Origin of the sequence: Vibrio sp. 10N.261.55.F4 (assembly GCF_041470465.1) — a bacterium.
Lineage (GTDB): Bacteria > Pseudomonadota > Gammaproteobacteria > Enterobacterales > Vibrionaceae > Vibrio > Vibrio crassostreae_C.
This window is the reverse complement of the sequence record NZ_JBFRMM010000040.1, coordinates 58,417-69,961: the sequence shown is the minus strand read 5'-3', so window position 1 is coordinate 69,961 and position 11,545 is coordinate 58,417. Positions and strand designations below refer to the sequence as shown.

Genomic DNA, 11,545 nt, shown 5'->3' with positions numbered 1-11,545 from the left:
TTCAGTGATGTCACTGAGCTGTCGTTGCGTTTTGCTTGAGCTAAAAGGTTACGCCAGCTTGGAAAATAACATTTGCGTATGGTGTGCACTCACCGGTGCGAATTACCGCGCGGCTTTCATGCGTACGCTGTTTGAATTCTTCATGAGTGATGTAAGTAATAGAAAGCGATTTGCCACAACGCGCTTCTTCTGTCTTGATTAAATCAATCAGCGCAGCGTGGTGCTCTGGGCTTACTTTCGCAAACTCTTCTGCAATCACAACACCTTCGATTTGAGATTCATCCAGCATGGTTTTTACCGTTTGCTGAAAGCTTGGGACACCGTGAGTTAAAGCAAGATCAATACGAGTTACGTGGTCTGGAATTGGTAAGCCCGCGTCACAAATCGTGATTTCATCTGTGTGGCCAAGAGTCGCCACTAGGTAAGAGAGTTCAGAGTTTATTAGAGTACTTTTTTTCATATCACGACCTATCGAAAAATAACGCTTGATGGGTTGAGAACAACTCAAGAAAAGCCATCGAAACGTTTCGATAGTGATAATAGTGTCTGATTTATCATTTGCACGTTTGATTGTTTTAGAGTGTGATAATGATCATCGAAACGTTTCGATGGGGCGTTTTTTGGTGATCTTAGTCACCGCCATTGATTGCATAAATCCTTTTACGTGGGTTCAATCGATAGCGCATATCCGAACTTACTAATGGTAATGATCTGGACGTTGGATGCTCTTAATCGCGCGAACACATTGCGTAGGTTATAGACTACGTTTGCAAGAACATGTGGTGACGAGAGTTGTCCGTCCCAACACACATCAACAATATGCTCTCTTGAAATCGGTCTTCCCACATTTTCCAATAACAAGCAGAGCACTGCTAATAGGCGAGGGCGCAAAGTGATTTTGTTTCCTTGCTGGTTGGTAATCGTTCGAGCGTCGATATCAATGATTAAGCCGTTGAAGTCTATTGTGTGGTTCATCGTGTTTTCTGTTCGTCTTATTCTAAATTGTGGAGATTGAGCAAATTGGCCTGCTGTTGGAGCGGGTAATTATTTAAGTGTGCTAATGGTCGAAGTGGGCGGGTTAACTGACACGATCAGTGAGCCTATTACTTTTAAAGCCGAAGACAATACTTACCGATTAATTGCTGGTTACAAATTTAACCGCATTGTTTCGGTTGAAGCTCAATACACAGATTTTGGTGATATAGCCCTGAAAACGAAATCTGGTAATAAGGTTTTCACTTGGACACCTTAAATCTTTTCGGTAACGGCGAACCTCGGTTACACGTTTGATAATGGCATTCGTCCATTTGGCACTATCGGTCTGTCGACTATTGATCTAGACATGAAGCTTGCTGATGGCTCTCGCCCTTCAGGAGATGGTTTTGATGATTCGGGAGATGGCATCCGTATGGGTGTTGGTGTTGGATATACGCCACCTACAATGTCTTCGTTGAGCTTTCGCTTAGCGTACGAAGCCGATGCTTTTGATATCGAAGATTACGAAAACGGACACAAGACAGAAGATACTGTTGTTCTGGATTCTTTCTACTTAGGCGCAATGTACACATTCTAAGTTTCATACTTTGCTAAACGGTAAATCGGTTTCTAAATGGGGCGTCGGTTAGCTCAACCCGTTTAGCTAAAGTGGAAGGCCGCAGTTTTTGACTGCGGCTTTTTTATGTTTAACTCTAGGCTTCACGAATATGAGCGGTAACAGACACGATGGCATGGTCGGTACTGAATTGGTCGTGTTCAAAACTAGGATTAATCAGGTGATGGTCTAACACTGTGTAGATAGAGATCTCCATTAAGCTTGAAGAGTTCTGACAATCAAACTCGTTCGACATCAAAATGTAGTCCAGTACAGATCCAGAAGCGCCGTAGTAATGGGTTGGCTTTCGCTGTTCAAGCAAGTCTTCTTCATGCAGTTGATGGTAAAGATCCCAGCTGTCTTTCAAGCGAAAGTGGGATAGCCAATGCTTGCTGTTTTCGTCTCGGTTGATTGAGTAATTCAACAGCCCTTTAAACTCATCATTAAACAGTGGCTTATTAAAGTCACCCATCAACACAACAGGTTGCTCGGTTTGGTAGCGTTGGTTGGTGATGTATTGATGCAGCATCTGAGCTTCTAGACCGCGTTGGACACTTGATAGCCAAGAGCCAAGCCGTTCTTGGTGAAAACGAGTGAGCGTGTCACTTTGTGGTTTTGCACCTTGCTGAGCGTTGTTCGTATCGACAGATTCTGCTTTTGGTTCTGTCGGACGTTGTGATTTGAAGTGCACCACATAACAGTCGGTTGAACCTAAATGGGGTAACGTAATCGTCGCGTGAACAGGTGTTCTGTTGAATGAGAATTTGTCGCCAAGGTTGAATGCTTTCAGTAACTTCGAATCTGGCGTAACAGGCTGCACGTTTTCAATCGGGTAACGGGAAGCGATCCCAACGACTGGTGAGGTGTATAGGTAATCATCTTCAACGTTGGCGCTATCGACCACTGCAAAGTATGGATAACCTAGCTCGTTCATCAATAGCTCTAAAGATTGCGGGCTAAATATCTCTTGGAAGCCAATCACATCGCAATCTAATGAGCGAATCGCTTCAGCCATCCAATGTTGCTTCTTCTGCCATTCTTCGAAGCTGTAGATGTTCTCAAAATCATAATAAGCATTCGGTGGCTCGAGATAGTTCAGAAGGTTGAACGTTGCGAATGTTATTTGGTTTGGTTTGTTCAAAGTGTCATTCCATTTAGACCTAGGCTGCAAGGATACTCCAGTAAAAGTATAGTTTGTTGATTATTTAGAGCCTAAATTTCACTTTAGAAGCCAACCAAAGGAATCTTAGCCGTTGAGGCTTGTGTCATTCAGGCTAGAGCAATCTTAGTGCTTCTGCCTTCCCCCGTGCTTTCCAACGCCACCAAGCTAATCAACTCAATCAAAGGAACCAAAGCAATCAAAGCTCACTGCATCCAATAACTTCGAGTGGTGACGAGTAATTTGTAAATAAACCGTCAGAGATAGAGTGCTGATGGTTTTATTAGTTATTACATGATGTTAGATTTGAACCTATACTTGATTTAACGGCATGCATTCAAAGCCGATAAATCAACTTGAATATAGAAGTCATGACATTTGAAGGGAGAGTCAAATGGGAACAGTTTTTCGACGCAAAGCTTCGCAACGCACTCAGTTTTTCAGGTTTAATTTGAAGTCATGTGCAATCATGTTGCCGCTTATTGCTTTACAACCCTCCGTTACTTACGCTTCTGAAACCCAATCAACTCCTGCTGTCACCGTTATTGAAACCACACAACTGGTTGGTTTTGGTGAAGCAAAATATCCAGCCGATTTCACTCACTTCGATTACGTTAATCCTGATGCGCCAAAGCAGGGCAAAGTGACCTATGGCAGCATAGGTACGTACGATAGCTTTAATCGATTCGGTTCCCGCGGCGTTGCTGCAAGTTATACCGGAGAGATTTACGATACCTTGATGTTTTCTCCGAGTGACGAGATTGATGCGTACTATCCATTGATCGCTTCAAAGGTTCGCTACTCCAGTGATTTCACTTGGATGGAAATCGACATCAACCCAAATGCTAAATTCCAAGATGGCGAGCCTATCACTGCGCATGATGTTGCCTTTACTTTTGACAAGTTCTCAACCGAGGGCGTGCCTCAGTATCGTGTGTATTACAAAGATATTAAGTCAGTAAAAGCGGTCTCTGATTTGGTTGTTCGTATTGAAATGAACAGTCCAAACCGCGAAAAACTGTTTAGCTTCGCGCAAAGCACTCGTGTATTGCCGAAACATTTCTGGAAAGACAGAAAGCTGTCTGAGCCTCTAAGTGAGCCACCAGTCGGTAGTGGTCCTTATAAGATCATCAGCTACAAATCAGGCCAAAGTGTTACCTATGGTCTAGATGAAAACTACTGGGCAGCAGACCTACCAGTTAACGTTGGTCGTAATAACTTCAAGCAGGTGCAATACGATTACTACCGTGACGACACGGTAATGTTGGAAGCGTTCAAAGCAGGGGAGTTCGATCTTCGAACCGAGAATTCGGCTAAGTTCTGGGCTAACTCTTATACGGGCGCGAACTTCGATAAAGGCTACATCATTAAAGAAGAGATCAACCACGAGAAGCCTGAAACGACTCAAGGTTTCGTCTTCAACATTCAATCACCTGTGTTCTCGGATCCTAAAGTGCGTGAAGCGTTAACCTATGCGATGGACTTTGAGTGGATGAACAAGAACATGTTCTATGGTCAGTACAAGCGTACTCGTAGCTACTTCCAAAACACAGACTATGAAGCGAAAGGCTTACCAAGCGAAGCTGAAGTCGAGTTGTTGTCTCAATACAAAGATCAGATTCCACCGCGAGTTTTCACCGAGGAATTCCAACCTCCCGTTACCGATGGCAGCGGCCGTATTCGTAGTCAGATGCGCACGGCTTTCAAACTATTGAAAGAAGCGGGTTGGGTGCTGAAAGACAAAGTCATGACCAACGAAAAGACTGGCAAGCCGATGTCATTTGAGTTGTTGATTTACAGCCCAACCACGGAACGTATCGCAACGCCGGTTCAAAAGAACCTTAAGCGCATGGGTATTGAGATGAAGATCCGTACCATCGATACCACTCAATACATCAAGCGCTTGCGTGATCGTGATTTCGACATGGTTTCGTCGTCATTTTCCGCAAACCCTTATCCTAGCCCGAACTTAATGATCGTTTGGAACTCTAACTATATTGATTCTACTTACAATACTGCAGGTGTTATCGATCCAGTGGTTGACGCGTTAACAGAAGAAATTGCGCGTAACCAACAGCACCCTGAAAAGCTTCTTACACTAGGTCGTTCACTTGACCGTGTATTGCAGTGGAATTTCTACAACATCCCGCAATGGCACGTTGGCGAATATCGCGTAGCAATGTGGGACAAGTTTGAGCGTCCAGATGTATTGCCTAAATACGATTTAGGTATCGATACATGGTGGATTTCAGAAGAGAAGGCGGCTTTGCTTCCTGAAAAACGTCGCTAGGAGTTAGTTAGCATGGCCGCGTATATATTTCGACGTTTATTGTTGGTGATCCCCACGCTGTGGGCGATCATCACCATCAACTTTTTCATCATCCAGATTGCGCCGGGAGGTCCGGTAGAACAAGCTGTTGCTCAATTAGAAGGGCATAACTCTGGCATTATGGAGCGTTTTTCTGGTGGTGGACAAGAAGTTGATTTAAGTGAAAGTGATCAAGCGTCTGCCAGTGGCTATAAAGGCTCACGCGGGCTTGATCCTGAAGTGGTTGAAGAGATCAAAAAGCAGTTTGGGTTTGATAAACCGATTCACGTTCGCTACTTCGATATGTTGAAAAACTACGCGACCTTTAACTTTGGTGAAAGCCTGTTTAAGGGTGGTAACGTGATTGATTTAATCATCGAGCGTTTACCTGTCTCCATTTCCTTAGGGTTGTGGAGTACGTTAATCATCTATGTGATTTCGATACCCTTAGGCATTATGAAGGCGATACATCACGGCTCTCGCTTTGATATTTGGTCGAGCGCGGTGGTGATTGTCGGCTACGCGGTGCCGGGCTTCTTGTTTGCGATTATTCTGATTATCTTGTTTGCAAGCGGTAACTACTTCAGTTGGTTCCCATTGCGAGGGCTTGTGTCGAGTAACTTCGACCAGCTCAACTGGTATCAGCAAATTGGCGACTACTTCTGGCACTTGGCGTTGCCCATTTTCGCCATGGTTATCGGTGGATTCGCCACGCTCAGCATGCTGACCAAAAACTCCTTCCTTGATGAAATCAATAAGCAATATGTAGTGACTGCGAGAGCGAAAGGCTTGGACGAGAGCAGTATTCTTTATAAGCACGTTTTCCGTAACGCCATGCTGATCATTATTGCGGGTTTCCCAAGCGCATTTATTAGTATTTTCTTCACGGGTTCTATGTTGATTGAAGTGATGTTTTCACTCGAAGGAATTGGTCTGCTTGGCTTTGAATCAACCATTCAACGTGACTATCCCGTGGTGTTCAGCTCTCTCTATATCATGACCTTGCTTGGCTTGGTGCTGAGCATTATCTCCGACCTGACTTATACCTGGGTTGATCCTCGAATTGATTTTGAAGCGCGTTAATGGCGAACGAATAACAAGGTATTGATAATAAATGTTTAACAACCCTTTAGCTGAAGCTCGTTGGTTACGTTTTAAAGCAAATAAGCGTGGTTTTATCTCCCTTTGGATATTTACCATCTTGTTTGGCTTGAGCCTGTTCGCTGAGATCATTGCCAATGATAAACCACTCTTGGTTTCTTATGATAATCAGTGGTTTGTGCCTGTTATCAATGAATATGCCGAGACGGAGTTTGGTGGTGAGTTTGAAACCGAGGCTGACTACAAAGACCCGTATGTTATCGAGCTCATTGAAGACAACGGTTACATCGTGTGGCCAATCATTCCGTTTAGCTACGACACAATAAACTTCGATATTTCAGGTGCGGTGCCATCGGAGCCCGATTCGGTGAACTGGTTAGGGACTGATGATAAGGGGCGAGATGTATTAGCTCGTATCATTTATGGCTTCCGTATTTCCGTTCTATTTGGTTTTATTCTGACCATTGTATCGAGCGTGATTGGTGTCGTGGTTGGCGCAACACAAGGCTACTACGGTGGCTGGGTTGATCTATTCGGACAACGCTTCATTGAAGTCTGGTCTGGTATGCCGACCCTGTTCTTGCTGATTATTTTGTCGAGTTTTATTGAGCCGAATTTCTGGTGGTTGCTCGGGATTATGGTGCTGTTTAGTTGGATGAGTTTAGTCGGCATCGTGCGAGCGGAATTTTTACGCTGCCGAAACTTCGATTATGTGCGAGCCGCGCAAGCCATGGGTGTTGATGACAAACGTATTATGCTTCGTCACATGTTACCTAACGCGATGGTTGCATCGTTAACCATGATGCCGTTTATTCTTTCAGGCTCGGTGACCACACTGACTTCGTTAGACTTCTTGGGCTTTGGTCTTCCTGCGGGTTCGCCTTCGTTAGGCGAGTTGTTGGCGCAAGGTAAAGCTAACTTACAAGCGCCTTGGCTTGGCATTTCTGCCTTCGTCGTGCTTTCACTGATGCTTACGTTACTGGTCTTCGTTGGTGAAGCGGTGCGTGATGCTTTCGACCCGCATCAACAGAAGTAAGGATAGGTTATGACTTCAAATACAACGCCTGCTTCTCCGGTTTTGACCATAGATAAACTGTCTGTCGGTTTCGGGCGAAAAAACTCGATAGAGCAAGTGACACAAGATGTCTCTTTAGAAATATACAAAGGTGAGACATTAGCGCTGGTGGGTGAGAGTGGTTCCGGAAAATCGGTCACGGCTAACTCGATTTTAAAGCTGTTACCAAAAGGCTCGTCTCATTACTTAAACGGTAAGATCAATTTCTCTGGCACCGATATTCTGAGTTGTTCTGAAAGACAGCTACGTGGGATTCGTGGTGGTCGTATTGGAATGATCTTCCAAGAGCCTATGGTTTCCCTAAATCCGCTTCATCGAATTGGAAAACAGCTTGTTGAAACCTTAGCAATTCATCGTGGTATGCGAACCAACAAAGCACAAGCCTTGGCGATAGAGTGGCTTTCAAAGGTTGGCATTCGCTATCCTGAGCAAAAGATTTCAGCCTATCCGCACGAGCTATCTGGTGGAGAACGCCAGCGCGTGATGATCGCGATGGCACTGATCAATGAACCAGAGCTGCTTATTGCTGATGAGCCGACAACGGCTTTGGATGTATCGGTGCAAGCGCAGATCCTCGACCTTCTAAAAGACCTGCAGCAAGAGCTGGGTATGGCAATGCTTTTCATTACTCATGACTTGAGTATCGTTCGTAAGATTGCCGACAGAGTAGCAGTAATGAAAGATGGTCGCTTGGTCGAAAGTAACGACTGTCATACCCTGTTTAACGCGCCTGCTCACCCTTACACTCAAAAACTTATTAACTCTGATCCGAAAGGTTTGCCCGTTCCTGTGTCACCCGAAAGCAAACCGCTACTCGATGTAAATCAACTTCGTGTTTGGTTCCCGATCACGGGCGGTTTATTCAAGCGCACCATTTCTCATGTTAAAGCTGTGACCGACATGGAGTTCACTTTGAAGAAAGGGCACTCAATCGGTTTGGTTGGCGAAAGTGGTTCTGGTAAATCGACGACCGGTATGGCGATACTTAAGCTGGTAGATAGTGAAGGGTCAATCACCTACTCGAGTGAACAGCTTCAAGGTTTAGATCGAAAACAGATGCTTCCGTTTAGAAGCCGCATGCAAGTGGTCTTCCAAGACCCGTTTTCTGCGCTAAACCCGAGAATGTCGGTCGCTCAAGTGATTGGTGAGGGTTTATTGGTACATCAGCAATTGGACGATACTGAACTTGATCTACGCATCTGTGACGTAATGAAAGAGGTCGATCTCGACCCTGAAACGCGTCACCGTTACCCAAATGAGTTTTCTGGCGGTCAAAGGCAGCGTATTGCGATTGCTCGTGCTTTGATTTTAAAGCCAGAGTTTATCCTGCTCGATGAACCAACATCGTCATTGGACAGAACCGTTCAAGCTCAAGTATTGGATTTGCTGAAGTCACTTCAAGAAAAGTATGGCCTGACCTATTTGTTTATCAGTCATGATCTGAATGTCGTGAAATCCTTGTGTCATTACACCATCGTCATGAAAGCTGGCGAGGTAATAGAGAAGGGCGACACTGAGACTTTGTTTGGTAATCCTCAGCATGAATATACTAAGCAGTTGGTGAGTCTTTCGAATGTTGGTGGTGTTTTATAACGCAGAGGGTTTATTTAAAACAAATGGGCTCTGGTTGAATTCAACATGGTCATTTCGTTGTTTTAAGATTACACTGCGCCCAATATTTCAGAAGTACATATTTAGGTAGAGGTCACCATGGACCAAGAACATTACGAAGACGCTGATTACGAAGGCCAAGAGCTGGGCGAAGAAGGCGAAGAGATTGAAATTGAAGCAATTGGTATTGATGTTTCATCACAGCCAATCGAGCTCTACAAAGTGTTTAAAATTGCTAACCTAGTGAGTGGTGGCGGTGAAGCTAAGCACATCATCTCTGAAGGCTACGTAGCGGTAAATGGTGAGCTAGAAACCCGTAAGCGTCGTAAAATGTACGATGGCGACTTCTTTGAATTCAACCAAGAATACTATGTAGTGGTGTGTGATCAGCCAGTACAAGAAGAATCAGAAAAGCCGAAAAAGAAAGAAGCGCCTAAAAAAGAGAACAAGGCGAAGAAAGGTCAGTCTAAAAAGGATTCTAAGAAGAAGGAATCTAAGAAAAGCAAAGCAGAAATGCTAAGCGCAAAGGCTGAACCAAAGAAAGAGAAAAAAGAGAAGAAACCGAAAAAGAAAGCGGATACGCCAAAGCCAACACGTGATGACAAAAGCGGCCGTAATTCGATTGAGTTCTTTTAAACTACAGTTCTAAACGACTGCTCTAAACTGCTTTTCTAAAACGAATCTTTTAAAACTATTCGTTTGAACATCAAGCAACGTTAGACCTAGGTTTTACGTTACGCAGATATCAAAAGGCTCACTAGTTAGTGAGCCTTTTTTGTATTTGTTTGCTAGCACAGCTAACGGCCAATAACGCTTATTCTCAGTGTCTTGTGTGAGAAGAAGTTAGCTCTGATGCACGTAACTGAGCAACGGCTTTCGCTAGTTCTAGCTGAGCTTGTGCAAAGTTAATGTCTATGTTGCCCTTGTTGATGTTCTCTAGAGCGGCATATTTCGCTTCTTCTGCGCGAGCGCGGTCAATGTCTTTACCATGCAAGGCCGTGTCGGCTAATAACGTAACCACATCCGGCTGAACTTCCAGCATCCCGCCAGAAACATAGAGCACTTGTCCCTCTGACTTAGGATCTGTGACAAACACAGTCACGCCTGGCTTTATTTTACTGAGAAGCGGGGAGTGACCCGGGCGGATCCCCAGCTCACCATCAGCGCCAGAAACGGCTAGGGCATACGCTGGACCTGAAAACAGCGTACCTTCCGCACTTACAATATTAAGTTGAAATGTATTATCTGTAATTCCGATAGCCATGGTGCACCTGCCTCTTAGAGTGATTTTGCTTTGTTAAGCACTTCGTCGATAGAACCACAGTACAAGAATGCTTGCTCTGGGATATCGTCATATTCGCCGCCTAACAGGCCTTTAAAGCCTCTTAGTGTTTCGCTTAGCGGTACGAATACACCTTTCTGACCTGTAAACACTTCGGCTACGTGGTAAGGCTGAGTTAAGAAACGTTCAATCTTACGAGCGCGAGATACGGTCTGTTTGTCTTCAGTAGACAGCTCATCCATACCAAGAATCGCGATGATGTCTTTTAGCTCTTTGTAACGTTGCAGCGTTGTTTGGACTTTTTGTGCAATGTCGTAGTGCTCTTGACCAACCACAAGCGGGTCCAATTGGCGAGATGTTGAATCCAATGGGTCGATTGCAGGGTAGAGGCCCAATGCCGCGATATTACGAGACAGTACAACGGTCGCATCTAAGTGAGCAAAGGTTGTTGCTGGCGATGGGTCAGTCAAGTCATCCGCAGGTACGTATACTGCTTGGATAGAGGTGATAGAGCCTTGTTTTGTTGACGTGATACGCTCTTGAAGTACGCCCATCTCTTCAGCCAGTGTTGGTTGGTAACCTACTGCTGAAGGCATACGACCTAGCAGAGCTGATACTTCTGTTCCCGCAAGCGTGTAACGGTAAATGTTATCAATGAACAACAGTACGTCACGACCTTCATCACGGAAGCGCTCAGCCATAGTTAGGCCTGTAAGTGCTACACGTAGACGGTTTCCCGGTGGCTCGTTCATTTGACCGTAAACCATGGCTACTTTGTCTAGTACACCCGCTTCTTTCATCTCGTAGTAGAAGTCGTTACCTTCACGAGTACGCTCACCTACACCGGTAAATACAGAAAGACCTGAGTGGGCTTTGGCGATGTTGTTGATAAGCTCCATCATGTTGACGGTTTTACCTACACCAGCACCACCGAACAGACCAATTTTACCACCCTTAGCGAATGGACAGATAAGGTCGATAACCTTAACGCCTGTTTCTAGAAGCTCAGTGCTGTTTGCTTGTTCTTCATAAGAAGGGGCTTCACGGTGAATCTCGTAGTTTTCTTTCTGACCGATTTCACCACACTCATCGATAGGTTGACCAAGCACGTTCATGATACGGCCTAGCGTTTCTTCGCCGACAGGAACCGTGATTGGAGAGCCTGTGTTTTCAACCGTTAGGCCACGACGTAAGCCATCTGACGTACCCATTGCAATACAACGAACGATATTGCTACCCAGTTGTTGTTGTACTTCCAATACTAACGAGCTTGCTTCGTCGCTAGTCACTTTCAATGCATCATAAACGCGTGGGCTGTTGCCGCCGCTGAACTCGACGTCAACCACCGCGCCGATTACTTTAACTATTTTTCCAACACTCATTCTTAAATCCTCAAATTCTGTTCTTGACCCAGTCTT

Annotated in this window: 10 protein-coding genes and 1 pseudogene; 6 read left to right on the top strand and 5 right to left on the bottom strand. The window is 44.9% G+C overall.

The genetic code is table 11. The features are described from left to right. Window positions 1-40 precede the first annotated feature (40 nt). On the bottom strand, window positions 41-460 hold the full coding sequence (gene rbsD / locus AB4249_RS18595) for a D-ribose pyranase (RefSeq protein WP_017060853.1): 420 nt from the start codon (window positions 458-460) through the stop codon (window positions 41-43). Window positions 461-660: 200 nt separating this feature from the next. Then, on the bottom strand, window positions 661-975 hold the full coding sequence (locus AB4249_RS18590) for a winged helix-turn-helix domain-containing protein (protein WP_017060852.1): 315 nt from the start codon (window positions 973-975) through the stop codon (window positions 661-663). 94 nt (window positions 976-1,069) lie between these two features. Between AB4249_RS18590 and AB4249_RS18585 the strand changes: the two are divergent. Further along, a pseudogene (locus tag AB4249_RS18585) lies at window positions 1,070-1,573 on the top strand (outer membrane beta-barrel protein); the annotation flags it as partial. 115 nt (window positions 1,574-1,688) lie between these two features. On the opposite strand, the gene AB4249_RS18580 reads toward AB4249_RS18585, so the two are convergent. Next, a complete protein-coding gene (locus AB4249_RS18580) occupies window positions 1,689-2,732 on the bottom strand; it encodes an endonuclease/exonuclease/phosphatase family protein (RefSeq protein ID WP_372104332.1) in 1,044 nt (347 codons plus the stop codon). A gap of 412 nt (window positions 2,733-3,144) precedes the next feature. Here AB4249_RS18580 and AB4249_RS18575 point away from each other — a divergent pair, with 412 nt between their 5' ends. The 5 genes from AB4249_RS18575 to AB4249_RS18555 all read left to right on the top strand — a co-directional run bounded on the left by AB4249_RS18575 (window position 3,145) and on the right by AB4249_RS18555 (window position 9,481). Continuing rightward, the gene (locus AB4249_RS18575) at window positions 3,145-5,040 is read left to right on the top strand and encodes an extracellular solute-binding protein (RefSeq protein ID WP_372104329.1); all 1,896 of its coding nucleotides are present in this window, start codon (window positions 3,145-3,147) and stop codon (window positions 5,038-5,040) included. 12 nt (window positions 5,041-5,052) lie between these two features. Further along, on the top strand, window positions 5,053-6,141 hold the full coding sequence (locus AB4249_RS18570) for a microcin C ABC transporter permease YejB (protein ID WP_004730359.1): 1,089 nt from the start codon (window positions 5,053-5,055) through the stop codon (window positions 6,139-6,141). 31 nt (window positions 6,142-6,172) lie between these two features. Next, the gene (locus tag AB4249_RS18565) at window positions 6,173-7,195 is read left to right on the top strand and encodes an ABC transporter permease (RefSeq protein ID WP_017060847.1); all 1,023 of its coding nucleotides are present in this window, start codon (window positions 6,173-6,175) and stop codon (window positions 7,193-7,195) included. Window positions 7,196-7,204: 9 nt separating this feature from the next. Continuing rightward, entirely contained in the window at window positions 7,205-8,827 is a 1,623-nt protein-coding gene (yejF, locus tag AB4249_RS18560) for a microcin C ABC transporter ATP-binding protein YejF (protein WP_372104326.1), read from the top strand. A 117-nt stretch (window positions 8,828-8,944) separates the two neighbouring features. After that, entirely contained in the window at window positions 8,945-9,481 is a 537-nt protein-coding gene (locus AB4249_RS18555; RefSeq protein WP_048611027.1) for an RNA-binding S4 domain-containing protein, read from the top strand. Window positions 9,482-9,665: 184 nt separating this feature from the next. Here AB4249_RS18555 and AB4249_RS18550 read toward each other — a convergent pair whose 3' ends face one another. Continuing rightward, window positions 9,666-10,109: a F0F1 ATP synthase subunit epsilon gene (locus AB4249_RS18550; protein ID WP_017060844.1), complete on the bottom strand. Its 444-nt coding sequence runs from the start codon at window positions 10,107-10,109 to the stop codon at window positions 9,666-9,668. 14 nt (window positions 10,110-10,123) lie between these two features. Then, on the bottom strand, window positions 10,124-11,509 hold the full coding sequence (atpD, locus tag AB4249_RS18545) for a F0F1 ATP synthase subunit beta (RefSeq protein WP_229648138.1): 1,386 nt from the start codon (window positions 11,507-11,509) through the stop codon (window positions 10,124-10,126). Between the last annotated feature and the right edge of the window lie 36 nt (window positions 11,510-11,545).

What these genes read in the sequence shown, in the direction of transcription:
- rbsD (WP_017060853.1), bottom strand. Translation starts at nt 460, where the DNA reads ATGAAAAAAAGTACTCTAATAAACTCTGAACTCTCTTACCTAGTGGCG.
- AB4249_RS18590 (WP_017060852.1), bottom strand. Translation starts at nt 975, where the DNA reads ATGAACCACACAATAGACTTCAACGGCTTAATCATTGATATCGACGCT.
- AB4249_RS18575 (WP_372104329.1), top strand. Translation starts at nt 3,145, where the DNA reads ATGGGAACAGTTTTTCGACGCAAAGCTTCGCAACGCACTCAGTTTTTC.
- AB4249_RS18570 (WP_004730359.1), top strand. Translation starts at nt 5,053, where the DNA reads ATGGCCGCGTATATATTTCGACGTTTATTGTTGGTGATCCCCACGCTG.
- AB4249_RS18565 (WP_017060847.1), top strand. Translation starts at nt 6,173, where the DNA reads ATGTTTAACAACCCTTTAGCTGAAGCTCGTTGGTTACGTTTTAAAGCA.
- yejF (WP_372104326.1), top strand. Translation starts at nt 7,205, where the DNA reads ATGACTTCAAATACAACGCCTGCTTCTCCGGTTTTGACCATAGATAAA.
- AB4249_RS18555 (WP_048611027.1), top strand. Translation starts at nt 8,945, where the DNA reads ATGGACCAAGAACATTACGAAGACGCTGATTACGAAGGCCAAGAGCTG.
- AB4249_RS18550 (WP_017060844.1), bottom strand. Translation starts at nt 10,109, where the DNA reads ATGGCTATCGGAATTACAGATAATACATTTCAACTTAATATTGTAAGT.
- atpD (WP_229648138.1), bottom strand. Translation starts at nt 11,509, where the DNA reads ATGAGTGTTGGAAAAATAGTTAAAGTAATCGGCGCGGTGGTTGACGTC.